The following is a 16,945-nucleotide window of genomic DNA, read 5'->3' as shown; positions in this document are numbered from 1 at the left end:
TACAGGGTGTTGTTCACTCCTCGATGCACGTCATCCCAAGTCCGTGTCGGTGACTGGTCAGTCAAACAAGCGTTTGGCTTGCTAATTGCTCATTCCAAGCCATTCTTGGCTCTGCCGGCTGTGCTAACCACGCCGAAACCTGCGAGCCAGAGTGCCTGGGGGCTGCAAATCACACTTTAGAGGGATCAAGCAGAAGTACCCGCTGGCTATAGTCCGCACCATCCATAACAAAAAACACATGGAGTAGCGTCGATGACAAAAACAAAACAAACCTGGCGCCTGGCAAAACTGCCACTGGCCGTCAGCCTCGCATCCACCCTCGCCGCACCTGCATTCGGCGTTACTTTCAATATCGGTGAAATCGAAGGTCAATTCGACTCGTCCCTGTCGGTTGGCGCGAGCTGGTCGGTGCGTGGCGCGGATCCAGATCTGATTGGTTCTAATAACGGTGGTGACGGCCTATCGCAGACCACTGATGATTCGCGTCAGAATTTCAAGCGCGGTGAAACCTTCTCCAAAATCTTCAAAGGTATTCATGACCTTGAATTGAAATACGGTGATACCGGTGTGTTCGTACGCGGTAAGTACTGGTATGACTTCGAACTGAAAGATGAAAGCCGCCTGTTTAAAGACATCAGCGATAGCAATCGCAAAGAAGGGGCTCAGTCCTCTGGTTCACAGATTCTCGATGCGTTTGTCTACCACAACTATGCTATCGGTGATCAGCCAGGCTCGGTTCGTTTAGGCAAACAAGTTGTAAGTTGGGGTGAAAGTACTTTTATCCGCAACAGCATCAACGAGATTAACCCAGTTGATGTATCGGCCTTTCGCCGCCCAGGTGCCGAAATTAAAGAGGGTTTGATTCCGGTCAATATGTTCTATGTATCCCAGAGCTTGACCGAAAATCTTTCAATGGAGGCTTTTTATCAGCTTGAGTGGGATCAAACTGTAACTGATAACTGCGGTACTTTCTTTGCTCAACCAGACATTATTGCTGATGGGTGCACCGATAACCTGGCTGTATTGAGTAATAATCCGGCTGCTCGAGCCGGTATCAATAACACTGTGGGTCTCTTGGGTCGCTCAGACCTTGCTATTACTCAAACAACTGAAGGTGTTGTTGTAAAGCGTAGCGGTGATCGCGATGCTCGTGATAGCGGCCAGTTTGGGACAGCTTTCCGTTATTTCTCACAGGCACTCGATACAGAGTTCGGTGCCTACTTTATGAACTACCATAGCCGTACGCCTGCTTTTAGTGCTGCTGGGCCTGGTGCAGATGTTTATGCGATCGCAAACAGCGCGCCTTTTACTACTAACGTTAACTTACAGCCTTTACGTCCGTTGCTAATTGCTGGGAACTCGAATTATTTTCTTGAGTACCCAGAAGATATTCAGCTTTACGGTTTGAGTTTCTCGACAACGCTACCTACTGGCACTGCTATGGCTGGTGAGGTTAGCTATCGTCCTAATGCCCCGGTTCTATTTAACACAACTGATATCCTATTCGCAGGTGTCAACCCACTGGGTGGATTGTTCGGTAACGCATCACTCATTGACGGGCAGCCAGGCCAAGAGGTTAACGGTTATAAACGTAAAGAGATCACTCAGTTCCAGACAACATTTACTCACTTCTTTGATCAGGTAATGGGCGCTAGTCGTCTTACCTTGGTTGGCGAAGTTGGGATTGTGCATGTTGGGGGACTCGAAAGTTCGAGTGATATCCGTTACGGTCGTGATCCTGTCTTTGGTCCTGGTCCTTTGCCTTCTACTGGCGGCTTGAATACCTGTAGCACGCTCAATGGAAGTACTTTGGGTACTGCTAGCCGCGAAAACCAGTCCAAGTATTGTGAAGATGATGGCTTTGTTACTTCTACTGCTTGGGGCTATCGCGCTCGTGCTATCTGGGATTATCCCGATGTCTTCGCAGGCGTGAACCTGAAGCCAAGTGTTTCCTGGTCGCATGACGTTGACGGCTACGGTCCAAATGGCCTGTTCACTGAAGGTGCCAAGGCTGTCAGCCTGGGCCTGGATGCTGACTACCAGAACACCTATACCGCCAGTTTGGCCTACACCGACTTCTTTGGTGGTAAATACAACACTTCAATTGACCGCGACTTTGTTGCGCTCAGCTTTGGCGTGAACTTCTAAGTAAGCGGACGAGATTTTGAGGACGACTATGACTATGAAAACAACAAAAAGTCTGCTGCAAACTGGCGCCCTGACACTTTCGCTGTTGGCGAGTGGTGTGATGGCGGCAGTATCGCCGGATGAAGCAGCCAAACTGGGTACCACGCTGACACCAGTCGGCGCGGAAATGGCCGGTAACGCTGACGGTTCGATTCCAGCTTGGACTGGCGGCCTGCCAGCCAGCGCGGGTACTGCGGATTCCGCAGGCTTCCTGTCGGATCCGTTCCCAAGTGAGCAACCGCTGTTCACCATCACTGCGCAAAACGTTGATCAATATAAAGACAAGCTGACCCCAGGTCAGTTGGCGATGTTCAAGCGTTATCCGGAAAGCTTCAAAATGCCGGTGTTCCCAACTCATCGTACGGCAACCATGCCGGATGCTGTTTTGGCTGCTGCGAAGAACAACGCCGTCAACACCAAGATGGTTGAGGGCGGTAACGGTCTGGAGAACTTCGACCAGGCTTACCCCTTTCCGATTCCAAAGGATGGCCTGGAAGCCATCTGGAACCACATCACCCGCTACCGTGGCGGCAGCGTGAAGCGTCTGGTCACCCAGGCGACTCCTCAAGCGAATGGTTCCTACAGCCTGGTGTATTTCCAGGATGAGTTCACCTTCCGTGGCGCATTGCAGGATGCTGATAACAGCAAGCCAAGCAACGTACTGTTCTACTTCAAACAGCGCGTAACGGCTCCGTCGCGTCTGGCAGGTAACGTGTTGCTTGTACACGAGACCCTCAACCAGGTGAAAGAGCCACGTCTGGCATGGCTGTACAACGCCGGTCAGCGCCGCGTGCGTCGTGCACCGCAGGTGTCTTATGACGGTCCAGGTACCGCTGCTGATGGCCTGCGTACGTCCGACAACTTCGACATGTACAACGGTGCACCTGACCGTTACGAGTGGAAGCTCAACGGTAAAAAGGAAATCTACATTCCTTACAACAGCTACCGTCTGGACTCGCCGAAGTTGAAGTACGACGAGATCATCAAGGCTGGCCACATCAATCAGGATCTGACCCGTTACGAGCTGCACCGCGTATGGAATGTGACTGCGACCCTGAAGTCGGGCGAGCGTCATATCTATGCCAAGCGTGACTTCTACCTCGACGAAGATACCTGGCAAGCTGCTGTCATCGATCACTACGACGGTCGCGGTACCCTGTGGCGTGTGGCTGAAGCCCATGCTCAGTACTACTACGATAAGCAAGTGCCGTGGTACAGCATCGAGACCCTGTACGACATGCTGTCTGGTCGTTACCTGGCTCTGGGTATGAAGAACGAAGAGAAGAGTGCCTACGAGTTCGGCTACCCAGCCAAGGAAAGCGATTACACCCCAGCGGCCCTGCGCCAGGCTGGCGTGCGCTAAACCTGACTCACGCTGCATAAAGAACCGGCCCATTGGGCCGGTTTTTTTATGGCTTACCATTCTTGGCGGCACCCCGTCGGGTTCTCGCTAGGCGCCGTTAATAGTGGCTTTCGGCTATTTTTTAGGCCTGGACAACGCCAGTGATCATCCAGCAAATGGATAATCAATCATTGCTGTTTGCTACTGGATGGTCGCAAGGGCTTCAAATGCAGGCATCAAGCGGCTAGTCTGCGGGGCATTGGTAGTGCCTCTGCCTGACTACTACAAGAACTGGCTGATGACTGATCTATCCCGTATTTCTGGCTTAGTGGCTGCGCCTAGTGGGCTCGGCGGGCATTTCTATCGCCCACCCTTGCCGGCCAGTTATGTGCCGCGCCCAGGGTTGTGTGAGCGTCTGCTGGGCGGTCTGGTGGGTCGTTTGCTGCTGGTTACTGCGCCGGCCGGTTTCGGTAAAAGCTCATTGGCCACTGAGTTTTGCGAGCATCTGCCAGAACAGTGGCAAAGCCTGTGGCTGGGTTTGAGTTCGCGGGACAGTGACCCTGGGCGCTTTCTGGAGCGTTTGCTGAGTGGCCTACAGCAGTTCTTCCCTGAGCTCGGGCAAGAAGCACTCGGACTGCTGCGGCTGCGGCAACGGCATCAGCCGTTTGCTTTCGAAGAATGGCTCGATGGCCTGCTTGATGAGCTGGCGCTCTGTCTTGACCCGCAGAAACCGCTGTTGCTAGTGCTGGATGACTATCACCTGGCTCAAGGTGCTGTGCTCGACCGTTGTTTGCAGTTTTTTCTGAGCCATCTGCCAGCTGGCCTGGTGATGCTGGTGACCAGCCGTCAGCGCCCGGACTGGCATTTGGCGCGGCTGCGTTTGTCGCGTCAGTTACTGGAGCTGCATGAGCAGGACTTGCGCCTGACGGACACTGAAAGCACTGAGCTGCTGAGGTTGCAGGGGGCTGAGCTGTCGGCTGATGCGCTGACAGCCTTGTTGTTGCGCAGTGAGGGTTGGGTCGCAGGGTTACGCCTCTGGTCCCTGGCTATCAGTGAGGCACAGGAGTCGACCGCGCTACCGGCGCATGTGCAAGGTGGTGATGGGTTGATTCACGACTACCTGCTGGAGGAGGTGATAGAGCGCCAGCCGGCGGACGTGCAGGCTTTTCTCTATGAAACAGCCAGCCAAGAGCGCTTTTGCGCAGAACTGTGCGATGCCCTGCGTGATGCCCATGACAGCGCTGCGATACTTCGCCACCTGCAGGCGCATCAGGTATTTCTGGTGCCGCTGGATGAGCAGGGCAAATGGTTTCGCTATCACCACCTGTTTTCCGACCTGCTGCGCAGTCGTCCGCAGCCCACTTCCGGCCTGCACTTGCGCGCATGCCGCTGGTTCAGTGCCGAAGGTTTGTTGGATGAGGCCATTGAGCAGGCGTTGCGTGCCGGCCAACCGGATGTGGCCGCGAACCTGGTACAGAACCTCTCCGAAGAGCAACTGCTGGCCGAGCAGAATGTCGCCACTTTACTGCGCTGGAAGATGGACTTGCCGGACAGCCTGCTGACCAGCACGCCGCGTCTGATTCTGCTGTATGGCTGGGCCCTGGCGTTGGCTTGCCAACTGGATGCTGCCGAAGAACTGCTGGCTGAGCTGGGGCGCTTTCTACCTGCCCGTGAGCGCAACGAGCAAGAAGGCCTGCTGGCACAGTGGTTGGCCCTGAGCGGGGTGATTGCGCGGGGGCGCGGTGACAGTGCCAAGGCCCAGGCCTATTGCAGCGAAGCGTTGAGTTGCTTGCCGTTGGACCGTTATGGGCAACGCCTGATGTGCCTGTCTAGCCTGGCCAACCTGGCGATCGTGCACGGTGATCTGTGGCGTGCCCGTGGGCTGAACCGCGAAGCATTGGAGCTAGCGCAGCGCGTTGGTAACCCGTTGTTCGAGGCGCTGGCCCATTATGATCGCGCGCGGGTGTTGCAAGCCCGCGGCGAAGTGCTGCGGGCGCTCGATGAGGTGCGTCACGGCCAGCAACGCCTGGCCCGTCTGCCGGCTCAGCGGCAGTATGCAGCGCGCGGGCGACTGACCCTCTATGAAGGTTATCTGCTGAGCCTGCGCCTGCAACCGCAACAGGCCCGGCAACGTTTGCTGGCTGGGATTGCCGAAGCGCGTGGCTGCCGTGATATCAGCGTGTTGATCGGTTACTGCGTACTGGCCAGTCTGGAAGGGCGCAGCGGTAACTTGCCGGAGGCCTTTGCTCAGCTGGCCGAGGCTGAGCGGCTGATGCATATCTGGGACATTCCGCCGATCTATTACCTGGCGATGATCACCCTGACCAAATGTGAGCTGTGGCTGCGCCAGGGGCAAGCCGAGCTGGCGGGGGTCTGGCTGAGTCGTCTGTTGGATACCTACGGCGGTGAACAGGCCGCTGCGGCCCCGGAGTTCCATCCGCAGCTGCCGCTGCATATCCAATTGCATCTGGCCACCCACGAACGTCTGCAGGGTGAAGACGAACTCGCCGAGCGGCGTTTGCGCGGTTTGAGCCAGCTGGCGCAGAACGCCGGCGGTCAGCTGCTGGGGGCGATTGCGCAGATGCAGCTGACCGCCTTGCTGTGCGACAACGGGCGTGAGCGTGAAGCACAGCAGCAGTTGCGCAGTGCGCTGCAGGCAGCGGCCGGTGGCGGTTTATTACCCTTTCATGGCCTGCTGACTCGGCAGCCTGAGTGGTTGCGTGAGCAATTGCTGGCGTATGAAGCCAGCCCGTTAATTGAAGCCTTGTTGCAGCACTTGCCGCAGTCAGCGAACGTCGTCAGCCACGACGATTACGCGGGAGTGGTCGATGCATTGAGTTCGCGTGAATTGTCCGTGCTGCAATTAATCGCCCAAGGCTGCTCCAACCAGGAAATCAGTGACAGCCTGTTTATCTCCCTGCACACGGTGAAAACCCACGCCCGGCACATCAATAGCAAGCTTGGGGTGGAGCGGCGCACCCAGGCCGTGGCGCGGGCCAAGAGCCTGGGGCTATTGCGCTGACTCAACGGGTACTGACAGGTCGAGGCTACGCGTAGGTGCCTTGCGCGGTTGTGCTGCGGCGGCCGCGAGCTTCTCCTGAACATCCTGCTGAATGCTCAGCAGCACTGGCTGCAGTTCGCGCATGTTCGCCTGTACTTCTGCGTAGGCATGCTGCTGCGCCAGTTGCTCGACGCGTTGCAGCAGGGTTTCACGCACCTCCCCACTCAAATGAATAAACAGCTCTGGCAGCTGTTTGCTCAGCTCGGCGCTGTAGAGCACCAGTTCTTCACGGCCAAATTGTTTGGTCAGGCCCAGGTAGTCCAGTGCGCTGGACGTGAGCATGGCCGCCGCGGCCTTGGTTTCATGCAGGCCTTGCAGGCGTACCGGGTTGCTTTGCTCACTTTCCGAGAGGGTCATCCAGAATTCGGTGGTCAGGGTAAACAGCACCGCCTGCTGGCGCAGTGAATAACTCATCAGGCCCAGCGCCTCGGCGGCATAGGGCTGTTGCACGGCGCGGAAATCAAAGTACAGGCGCATCAGCTCTTTGAGGCGAAACAGCGCTTCGCGGGCTTCGTTCTGCCGCAGTTCCAGGGGTGCGTAGATGTTGAGCTGAGGACGGAAGTTCTCTTCGCTGACCATGCGCTGGTAGATCGGCCCGGTGAACTCGCCGCTGCGCCGGGGGAGGGCGTTGAGCTGGGTGTTGTCGACCTTGTTCAGCGCTTCCAGCAGTTGCTGGTAGTCGGCGCTGTTCCAAGGCTTGTGGATATCGGGAATCTTCTGCCCGAGGTAGAACAGCTCAGTGGCCTGTACGGGTGTTAGCAGAACCAGCAAAAGGATGGCCAGCGGTAGGCAAAGGCGGCGTGGTAGCGTGGTCAGCACAACAATAATCCTGCGGCGATGGCGTTCAGAGTAATCAACTGCAGAGTAACCAGCTTGCTCTGCTGCGTCACCCGCGCCTTGGTTGGGAAGTGTGCAATGCAGCAAGCCTTGGCTGAGCTCGGTGCTGTTCGTGCGGTGTTTGAGGATCTGGGTGGTTACGGCGCGGTGGCCCAGCAGCAGGAACAGGATGGCGACGGGCCGCTGATTGGCCATCTACAGCGCACCAATATCCAGTTGGCGGCGATCCCGGTGTTTGCGCGCAAGGGCCTGGCAGATACCACGGTGAATGACCTGCTGGCGGCGGCCAATGTGTCGCGCCGCACCTTCTACAAGTACTTCGAGAACAAGATGCAAGTGCTAGAAGGCATCTACCAGACGGCGGTGTCCCTGCTGTTGTCGCGTTTCAGTGAAATGCAGAGCATCGCCGGCAGCCCGCAGGCCTGGTTGCAGGGCATGGTCGGTCGTTATTTCGACTATCACCTGGCGGTCGGGCCGATTATTCGCCTGATGCAGGAAGAGGCTCTGCGCGCCGACTCACCTTTGGCCGCCCACCGCCAGCGGGCACATGCCGAGATGGCGCGGCTGCTGGCTGAGCGTCTGCATGGCGATACTCAAACCGCCGAGCCGCTGACCTACCGCGCGCTGATTTGGGCCATGGAAGCGGCATCACTGGAACTGCTTGGCCGCGCCGCCAGTCGCGCGGAAATCGAACAAGCCAAGCGCGTGCTCAGTGAGCTGCTGATCGCCTCGCTGTGTCCTGCGCCCCGCTCAACCTAGGTTAGGCGTCAGGTTTAAGTGGGCGTGCTCTGATAGACCGGATACGTCTTTCCCATAACAACAATCTAGAGGTGCCTGCATGTCTGCTTCCAGTCTCTCGCTGACGCCACCGCTGGCGGCCGGTTTTGCCCGTCTGGGCTTCGGCGCCCTGCCGCTGGAGCGCCTCAAAGCGCGCTATGGCAATGCCGCCAATGGCTCGCGTTACATCGAACTCGACGGTTTCAATCTGCACTACCGCGACGAGGGCAGCCGCGATAAGCCGGTGCTGGTCTTGATCCACGGTGTGGTCGCCTCGCTGCACACCTGGGATGACTGGTTGCCAGCCTTTGCCGCTGATTACCGGGTGATTCGCTTCGATGTGCCGGGTTTCGGCCTCACCGGCCCGGCCCGTGATGGTGTGTATTCCGCTGAGCGAATGATCAAGGTCTTCGGCCTGCTGCTCGACTACCTCGGCGTGAGCAAGGCGTCGATTGTCGGCAACTCGCTGGGCGGTTATATCGCTTGGAACTTCGCCCTGGCGCAGCCGCAGCGGGTTGAGAAGCTGGTACTGATCGACCCGGCCGGTTATCACATGCACAAGGTGCCGTGGATGATTGCCGCCGCTGCCTTGCCTGGTGCCACCGTGGCGATGCCGATGTGGATGCCACGTGCGTTGATCGCCCAGGGCATCAAAGAAGTCTACGGCGAACCGGCACGGATCAAACCGGGCGTGGTGGATCGTTACAACGACCTGACGCGCCGGCCGGGCAATCGCCGGGCGATGATGGATATCTTCCGCGTGCTGCTCAAGGTCAATAAGGAAGAGCTGCACGGTACTTCGGCGCGGGTCGCACAGATTCAGGCGCCAACCCTGCTGCTGTGGGGCGAGCGTGATCGCTGGATTTCACCCAAGCATGTGCCGCTCTGGCAACGTGACCTGCCGGGGATTCAGGTGAAAACCTATCCGGGTGTTGGGCATATTCCGATGGAAGAAATCCCGCAGCAAAGCGCGGCTGATGCCCTGCGCTTTCTCCAGGGCTGATAAAGCAGAGTCCGACTGCGGCGGCAGCGCTGTCGCAATCGGTAAATAAAGAAGAATAAAAAAGGGAGCCAGCTGGCTCCCTTGTCGTTGTACTTCAGCGTTTGGCTCAGGCCGCCTGGCTTTGCACGGGCAGGTCGAATTCGCTGCGGGTCTGGTAGAGCAGCTCCAGGTTGTTGTGCTCCCAGGGATGAAAGTTGGGTTTGAAGAAATCGCGGTAGGTGCTGATCAGCGGGCGGAACACGCCTTCCTTGCCCCACATCCACTGAATGCCGTCGCGCCACACGCGCCAGTTCCACAGCAGGCCGTCCTGTTTGAGCATATGCGCCAGGCCGCGAGTGGTATCGAGCACGAAGAAGAAGGTGCCCATGATCATCGCCCGACGCAGCAGTTTACGGCTGCCGCAAACTTGGTTGTACACGTCGAAGGCCACCGCCTTGTGCTCGGTTTCCTCCAGCGCGTGCCAGCGCCACAGGCGCACCATGGTGGGGTGGGCACCTTCCAGGTGTTTCGGGTCCTTGAGCAGGCCGTCGGCCATGATCGCGGTGATGTGTTCCAGCGCGGCGGTGGCCGCCAGTTGCCGCTGCGGCGAGAACTTCTTCTGGGTATAGCGAATACGTGCCTGCGCGCGCTTTTCGATACGGGTGATGTTGTAACCCAGGTCGCGCAGGCGATTGCTGTATTCCAGATGCTCGCGGCTGTGGTGGCCTTCCTGGCCGATAAAGCCACGGATCTGCTCTTTCAGCACCGGGTCATCGATCTGGTCGCGGAAGTGCCGCACCGAGTCGATAAAGAAGCGCTCGCCGTCGGGGAACAACACCGACATGGCGTCGAACAGATGGCTTTTGAAGGCATCACCGCTGTGCCAGTGGCGCGGCAGCGGGTTGGGGAAATCGAAATCCATATGCCGTGGACGAATCTGCAAACCTGCCGGGGTAGTGCTGACCATGCTGACTCCCTGAGTCTGTGACTGAAGCGTGGCCTAACTATGGATTCGCCCCATGCTTCGGCAAAGGTTCACAACAGCCAATCTTTCGGTCATATGTGGCCAATATTGCACGTGTGTACCAAACGTAATGGTTTATTGGAGCCGTGGCCATGATGCCAAGCCGCAGTGCTAGAGGGCTTACAGGGCGTTGAGGGATTTCGTGGCCCGCGTGCGCCCAACCTTCGGTTGTGGTGATCGGTCGATTAAGTCCTGAGTATGGCCAAAGCCTTCGCACAACCGACGCAGGCGACTGACGTGGCACGGTGCGGCGGGGTGCCCTTGTCGGCTTTTGTCGAACAAGGTTATCGTCGCTGCCAGTGGTCATATCTGGCCAGATAATAAGAAGCCCATGAAGCCATCATTGAATTTCTCCGCTGAACTGGTTCCCGTTGCCTACGCCGCCGCCTTGCTCGACCTGGTCGAGGAGCTGGGCGTACCGCGCGCGCAGCTGTTTGCCGAGGCGCGGGTGCGCGCCGAAGTGCTGGGCAACCCGCAGGGGCGGTTGTCCTTTGTTGATTTCACCCAGCTCACCAGCAGCGCTTTGCGCTTGTGTGATGAACCAGCGCTTGGCCTGCTGCTAGGCCAGCGGCTGAATGTCTCGACCCACGGCATCCTCGGTTATGCGGTGCTCTCCAGCGCCAACCTGGGCAAGGCCATGCAGTTCGCCCTCAAGTATTACCGCGTACTTGGCCTGACCTACGAACTGGAAATGGTCGAGCTGGGCGCGCGGATCGAACTGCGCGCCAGTGAGACCATGCCATTGGGTCCGCTCAGTCGCTTTGCTGCTGAAGGTTTGCTGACCAGCCTCTACACCATTGCGCGCTTTCTGGTGGGCGAGCGTTTGCAGGAGGTCGAAGTGGGCTTTGCCCATGCCGCGCCGCATTACGCCGAGCGCTATGAACGGCTGTTCGGCGTCGCGGTGGCGTTTGAACAGCCCTATCACCGCCTGAGCATGCCGATCACCTACCTGGACCGGCCGATGGCGCTGGCAAACCCGGCCACGGTGCAAATGTGCGAGCAACAATGCGAAGCCCTGCTGGCAAGCCTGGATGTACAAGACGGGCTACTGACCCGCGTGCGCCGCTTACTGCTGGCGCGGCCCGGCGACTTCCCCGACCTGGCTAGCGCCGCCAGTGCCCTGCACACCAGTGGCCGCAGCCTGCGCCGACACCTGTCCAGCATGGGCACCAGCTACCAGCAAGTGCTTGATGAAGTACGCAAGAGCCTGGCCCTGCAATACCTCACCACCACCCACTTGCCGTTGTATGAAATCGCTTACCTGCTGGGCTTCAGCGACCCGTCGAATTTTCGCCGTGCGTTCAAGAAATGGACGGGTAAACTGCCCAGCGATTACCGCGCTGAGGAATAACCATGAGTTCTGCCGCAACCCCGACCCTGATCCGCGAAACCTTCCCCGTCGGGCCTTTGCAGTGCAACTGCACGATCATCGGTGACCCTGTGACCAAGAAGGCCATTGTGGTCGATCCCGGTGGCAATCCTGATCTGATCATGGCGCGTCTGGAGGCGCACGGGTTGAAGGTGGTGAGCATCATCCATACCCACGCGCATCTGGATCACTTCCTCGCCTCCGGGCAGATGAAGGAGAAGACCGGCGCGACCCTGCATTTGCATAAAGAAGACCAGTTCCTTTGGGACAGCCTGGAAATGCAGTGCCGCATGTTTGGTGTGCCTTACACGCCGGTTCCCGCGCCGGATCAGTGGCTCAGTGATGACGAGGAGCTGGCTTGCGGCTGTGGTGTGGCGTTGCACACGCCGGGGCATACGCCAGGTTCGATGAGCTTCTGGTTTGCCGATGCCAAGTTGCTGATCGCCGGTGACACCCTGTTCAAGCGCGGCATTGGCCGGACAGATTTGTGGGGTGGGGATTATTCGACCATCGAGCGTTCGATCAAGCAGCGGTTGTACAGTTTGGATGAAGACGCCACCGTGGTTACGGGGCACGGTGCCGATACGCGCCTCGGTGATGAGATGCGTGAGAATCCATTTGTTCGTGCTTAGCCGGTTGCTGGTCGGCGCAATGATCCCTGGCAGTGAACTTTAGCCAGGTATTGGGCTCGAAACCCGACGGTAAGCTTGTCCCGATCCGATATTCAAAGGAAGTACGCATGAAACTTTGGCGAAATCTGGCTGTTGTGACCCTCGGTCTTGGCGTACTCGCCGGCTGTACCACCAACCCCTATACCGGTGAGCGCGAGGCAGGCAAAGCGGGCATCTACGGTGGTGTTGGCGCAGTCACCGGTGCGGTGATTGGCGCAGCCACATCGAGCAAAAAGGATCGCGGCAAAGGTGCCTTGATCGGTGCAGCAGTGGGTGGTGCGGCTGGTGGTGGCTACGGCTATTACGTCGACACCCAGGAAGCCAAGTTGCGCCAGACCCTGCAGGGCACTGGCGTGCAAGTGCAGCGCAATGGCGATGACCTTAAACTGATCATGCCGGGCAACATCACCTTTGCCAGCAACTCGGCGGATATTTCCAGCAGCTTTTATCCAACCCTCAATTCTCTGGTTAAGGTGTTCAAGGAGTTTGATAAGAACGGTGTGGATATCGTCGGCCATACCGACAGCACCGGCTCGTTGGAGTTGAACCAGAACCTCTCCAACCGTCGTGCGCAGAGCGTCGCCTCTTACCTAAGCGCCAATGGCGTTGCGGCTTCGCGGTTGTCGTCTTATGGCGCCGGTCCGAATCAGCCGATTGCCAGCAATGCCAATGAAGCCGGTCGCGCACAGAATCGCCGGGTAGAAATCAACCTGCGTCCGCTGTAACTGCAAGCTGTAAAAAAGCCGTGCACTCAGTCGAGTGCGCGGCTTTTTTGTGCCTGCGATTCAGGCTCGGTCAGCCGTTCAAATCGTGACTAGACTGCTGGCAGTGGTTCATTTCAACCCTGCTGCCGCAGTGCCCAAACTGCGCCGACATGGACGATGACTGGAGAGCGCATGGACGATCGACTCATATTTCTCGCCCGCAAACCCTGGCTACCGTTGTGGGCCTCTCTGTTGGTGCTGGTCAGCCTTGGCAGCGTGTCGCTCTGGCAATGGCATGCTTGGAACCAGCGTGACCATCAACAGCGCCAGCAACAGTTTGAGGTGGAAGCGCTGGACATCAGCCAGCGCGTCATCAGTCGCATGCAGGCTTATGAAATGGTGCTGCGCGGTACGTCGGGCTTGATGACGGGCAGTGACTATGTGTCGCGTGAAGAATGGGAGCGCGCGATTGATCAGCTGCAGTTGCAGGATCGATACCCCGGTATTCAGGGGCTGGCGTGGTCCCGTTACCTGGCTCATGAGCAGCTTGAAGCGTTCCTCGCCGCGGAGCATGCGGCTGGGCGTGAGAACTTTCGTGTGTTCCCGCCGGGGCAGCGTGAACACTACCTATTAATTGATTACATCAGCCCCTTGGACTGGCGCAATCGACGGGTTCTGGGGTTTGACATGCTCAGCGAGGCCGTGCGCCGAGCGGCGGTTGATCAAGCCATGGACAGTGGCGTTGCAACCCTGAGCGCGCCGGTCACCCTGCTGCAGGAAACCGAAGAAAATGTGCAGGCCGGCGTACTGTTGTACCTGCCGGTGTACCAGCCTGGCAGGCCGCTGAGTACCCCCGAAGAGCGGCGCGCTGCTGTGCTCGGCATGCTCCACGCCGTCTTTCGCAGCCATGATTTGATGGAAGGGATTCTGGGCGCCCAGTCCAGCCGTTTTGCCATCACCTTGAGGGATCAGCAGGCTCCCGACATGCTGTTGCTCAGCGGTGGCATAGAAGGCGTTGACGCGGAAGCCTCGTTCCGTCATGCCATCGAACTGCCCTTGTACGGGCGTAATTGGCTGCTGGAAGTTAGCAGCACGGCCGTCTATGACGCTGCGCAGGTCAACCTAGAGGGGCATGCCAGCCTATGGCTGGGGCTGGTGGCTGCCGCCTTGCTGGCCTTGCTGGTTGGCGGCTACTTGTACCTGCGTGAACGTGAGTTGCACGCCAGCCACTTGGCGACCGACCAACTGCGTGAGCGTGAAGAGCGCTTCCGTCTGTTGATCGAGCGTCTGCCCGTAGCCACCTTGCTGTGTAACGCCCAGGGGCGGATCGAAATGGCCAACCGCAGCGCCGCCGATTTACTCGACTCAACGCCCGAAGGGTTGGTCGGTGAGCGGGTCAAGCGCTTTTTGCCCAGTATCGAGCAGCTCAGTTCGCTGGCGATTGATCGTGACAGCGCGGAGTTGTCCAACGAGTACCAGGCGCGCCGCGACCTTGGGGAAGAAGTCCCGGTGGCACTCAGTCTGAGCGTGTTGGGCGATTCAGGCGGGGTCAATTACCTGATCAACCTGATTGACCTGCGCGCCCGCAAAGGCGCCGAAGAGCGCTTTCGCCTGGTGGTCGAGGCCTCCCCCAACGCCATTGTGTTGATCGACGAGAACGGCTGCATCGCCATGGTCAATCGGCAGACCGAGCAGTTGTTCGGGTACGACCGCGAAGCCTTGCTGGCACAACCGGTGGAGATCCTGCTGCCCACGGCTTTGCGTAGCAGCCATGTGCCGATGCGCCAGGACTATCAGCGCAACCCGGAACCGCGGCGCATGGGTAATAACCGCGAGCTGTTTGGCCTGCACCGTGATGGCCGACAGATTCCGCTGGAGGTCGGATTATCACCAATCCGAGGCAGTGAAGATGCCTTGGTGCAGGCCGTGATCATCGACATCAGCGAGCGCAAGGCCGCCGAGCAACGCCTGCGTGATCAGGCCGAGCAACTGATTTTGGCCAACCGCTACAAGTCGGAATTTCTTGCCAACATGTCCCATGAGCTGCGCACGCCGCTCAACAGCATCCTGATCCTCAGCGATCAGCTACGCCTGAACAGTGCCGGCAACCTGACCGAGAAGCAGGCCAAACATGCCGATATCGTGCACCGTGCCGGCAGTGACCTGCTGCAATTGATTAACGATGTGCTGGACCTGGCCAAGGTCGAGTCCGGACGCATGCAGCTCAAGCTCGAACCGCTGAGCATGCAGGATATTCTCGTTGAGCTGGATGCCAGCTTACGGCCGATGGCGGAGATCAAAGGATTGCGCCTGCATACCCAGCTGGAAGCCGGGGTGCCGCGGGTGATTCACGCCGACCGCATTCGCCTGCAGCAGATCCTGCGTAACTTGCTGTCCAACGCATTGAAGTTTACCGAGCACGGCGAGGTGAGCCTGACGGTGTCCTGCGCCAGCGGTGAGCCGGAGGAGGGACATGAGCTGCTCAATTTCAGCGTGCGCGACAGTGGGATCGGTATCCCTGCCGAGCAGCATGAGCAGATTTTTCAGGCTTTTCAGCAGATCGACGGCTCTACGAGTCGGCGCTTCGGTGGCACGGGTCTGGGGCTTGCCATTACCCGTCAGCTGGTGCTGGCGATGGACGGCGAGATCAACCTGCAAAGCACCTTAGGCGAGGGCTCCTGCTTTACCGTGCAACTGCCGGTGCGGGTGGTGGCGCAGACTCAGGTGGAGTCGGCCGTGGACGCGCCGCAGCGCAGTGGTGAGGGCCCAGCTGTACTGATTGTTGAAGACGACGTGAATTTTGCGGCGGTACTGGCCGAGGAGGCACACGCCCACGGTTTTGCCAGTGTGCATTGCCGTTCTGGGGTGCAAGCCCTCAACTTGCTGCAGAGCGAGTGCTTCAGCGCGGTGATCCTGGATATTCTGCTGCCGGATATCAGCGGCTGGCAGCTGTTTCGCCGCCTGCGCAGCCAGGCCAGCCACCGCATCACGCCGGTGCACATCATCTCCTGCGTGCCGCAACCGGTGGACTGGAATGATGACGGCACGCGCTATCTGGTCAAGCCGATTCAGCGGGCTGATCTGGAGCAGGTGTTTGTCGACTTGCAACAGCTTGCCCCGTCGCCTGCCCAGCGCTTGCTGTTGGTCGAGGATGTTGAGGTTGAGCGCGAACATTACCGCGAGCATCTGCAGCAGCTGGGCTTTGACGTGCAAGCCTGCGCGCGAGCTGATGAAGCGCAGCGAGCTTATGCCAGCGGAGTTTTTAGTGCGTTGGTGATCGACCTTGATCTGCCTGATCAGGATGGCTTTGAACTGCTGGAAACCCTTAACCGGCAGCGCCCGCTGAATGGCACGCGTGTTGTGATCAATACCGGGGTGGATGTCACCCGCCAGGCCTTGCAGCGCTTGCGTCGTTACAGCGCGGTGGTGGTGCACAAGCATGGTGAGGACATGCAGGACCTGAGTGAGGCCGTGCAAGGCTTCCTGGGCAGCGTGCGCAACCCCACGCGGCTGGGAGCGCCACGCGCCGAGAATCCGCTGGAGGGCCGGCGCGTGCTGCTGGTCGATGATGACGTGCGCAATGTTTACGCCCTGACGGCCCTGCTTGATGAGGTCGGGCTGATTGTCAGCTCAGTCAAGGACGGGCAGGAGGCCATCAACTGTTATCAGCGCGAGCCGTTTGACCTGATCCTGATGGACATGGCCATGCCGACCATGGACGGCTACACCGCCACCCGTTTACTCAAGACCGAGCATGGGTGCAGCATTCCGATCATCGCCCTGACCGCCCATGCGATGAAAGGTGACCGGGAGAAATGCATCACCGCAGGCGCGGATGACTACCTGGCCAAACCGGTCAGTCGCGAGGCCTTGCTGGATTTACTGGTGCGTTGGCTGGCCAACAACGGTCCGCAAAACGGCTCATTTGCAGCATCTGCTGCACCACCGCAATAGTTTCGCTGTGGCCTGCTAACCTCAACCTCAACCGCAA

General features: G+C 58.6%; 11 protein-coding genes. 9 read left to right on the top strand and 2 right to left on the bottom strand.

Annotated elements, in window-relative coordinates; translation table 11 throughout:
* The first annotated feature begins 252 nt into the window (after positions 1-252).
* The 3 genes from ALTER154_RS04365 to ALTER154_RS04355 all read left to right on the top strand — a co-directional run bounded on the left by ALTER154_RS04365 (position 253) and on the right by ALTER154_RS04355 (position 6,551).
* On the top strand, positions 253-2,148 hold the full coding sequence (locus ALTER154_RS04365; RefSeq protein WP_160085406.1) for a DUF1302 domain-containing protein: 1,896 nt from the start codon (positions 253-255) through the stop codon (positions 2,146-2,148).
* 34 nt (positions 2,149-2,182) lie between these two features.
* Positions 2,183-3,550, top strand: a complete 1,368-nt coding sequence (locus tag ALTER154_RS04360) for a DUF1329 domain-containing protein (protein WP_160085405.1) — start codon at positions 2,183-2,185, stop codon at positions 3,548-3,550.
* Between the two features lie 277 nt (positions 3,551-3,827).
* Positions 3,828-6,551: a LuxR C-terminal-related transcriptional regulator gene (locus tag ALTER154_RS04355; RefSeq protein WP_160085404.1), complete on the top strand. Its 2,724-nt coding sequence runs from the start codon at positions 3,828-3,830 to the stop codon at positions 6,549-6,551.
* On the opposite strand, the gene ALTER154_RS04350 is transcribed toward ALTER154_RS04355, so the two are convergent.
* Positions 6,540-7,406: a hypothetical protein gene (locus ALTER154_RS04350; RefSeq protein WP_090251223.1), complete on the bottom strand. Its 867-nt coding sequence runs from the start codon at positions 7,404-7,406 to the stop codon at positions 6,540-6,542. The genes ALTER154_RS04355 and ALTER154_RS04350 overlap by 12 nt on opposite strands.
* 99 nt (positions 7,407-7,505) lie before the next feature.
* Here ALTER154_RS04350 and ALTER154_RS04345 point away from each other — a divergent pair, with 99 nt between their 5' ends.
* Both ALTER154_RS04345 and ALTER154_RS04340 read left to right on the top strand, forming a co-directional pair.
* Positions 7,506-8,186 carry a TetR/AcrR family transcriptional regulator gene (locus tag ALTER154_RS04345; RefSeq protein ID WP_160085403.1) on the top strand — a complete coding sequence of 227 codons (681 nt, stop codon included), beginning with the start codon at positions 7,506-7,508 and terminating at the stop codon, positions 8,184-8,186.
* A gap of 79 nt (positions 8,187-8,265) precedes the next feature.
* Positions 8,266-9,207 carry an alpha/beta fold hydrolase gene (locus ALTER154_RS04340; RefSeq protein ID WP_160085402.1) on the top strand — a complete coding sequence of 314 codons (942 nt, stop codon included), beginning with the start codon at positions 8,266-8,268 and terminating at the stop codon, positions 9,205-9,207.
* A gap of 106 nt (positions 9,208-9,313) precedes the next feature.
* Here the strand turns inward: ALTER154_RS04340 and ALTER154_RS04335 are convergent, their stop codons facing one another.
* Positions 9,314-10,153: a metal-dependent hydrolase gene (locus ALTER154_RS04335; protein WP_090248979.1), complete on the bottom strand. Its 840-nt coding sequence runs from the start codon at positions 10,151-10,153 to the stop codon at positions 9,314-9,316.
* Between the two features lie 388 nt (positions 10,154-10,541).
* Here ALTER154_RS04335 and ALTER154_RS04330 point away from each other — a divergent pair, with 388 nt between their 5' ends.
* The 4 genes from ALTER154_RS04330 to ALTER154_RS04315 all read left to right on the top strand — a co-directional run bounded on the left by ALTER154_RS04330 (position 10,542) and on the right by ALTER154_RS04315 (position 16,908).
* Positions 10,542-11,561: an AraC family transcriptional regulator gene (locus ALTER154_RS04330; protein ID WP_160085401.1), complete on the top strand. Its 1,020-nt coding sequence runs from the start codon at positions 10,542-10,544 to the stop codon at positions 11,559-11,561.
* A gap of 2 nt (positions 11,562-11,563) precedes the next feature.
* Positions 11,564-12,211: an MBL fold metallo-hydrolase gene (locus tag ALTER154_RS04325; RefSeq protein ID WP_160085400.1), complete on the top strand. Its 648-nt coding sequence runs from the start codon at positions 11,564-11,566 to the stop codon at positions 12,209-12,211.
* 107 nt (positions 12,212-12,318) lie between these two features.
* Positions 12,319-12,975, top strand: a complete 657-nt coding sequence (locus ALTER154_RS04320; RefSeq protein ID WP_160085399.1) for an OmpA family protein — start codon at positions 12,319-12,321, stop codon at positions 12,973-12,975.
* A 171-nt stretch (positions 12,976-13,146) separates the two neighbouring features.
* Positions 13,147-16,908, top strand: a complete 3,762-nt coding sequence (locus ALTER154_RS04315) for a CHASE domain-containing protein (protein ID WP_160085398.1) — start codon at positions 13,147-13,149, stop codon at positions 16,906-16,908.
* The last annotated feature ends 37 nt before the right edge of the window (positions 16,909-16,945 follow it).

Source organism: Pseudomonas sp. 9AZ, from assembly GCF_902506525.1.
GTDB classification, from domain to species: domain Bacteria; phylum Pseudomonadota; class Gammaproteobacteria; order Pseudomonadales; family Pseudomonadaceae; genus Aquipseudomonas; species Aquipseudomonas peli.
The sequence above is the reverse complement of the archived record's forward strand: the minus strand, read 5'-3'. Positions and strand labels throughout refer to the sequence as shown.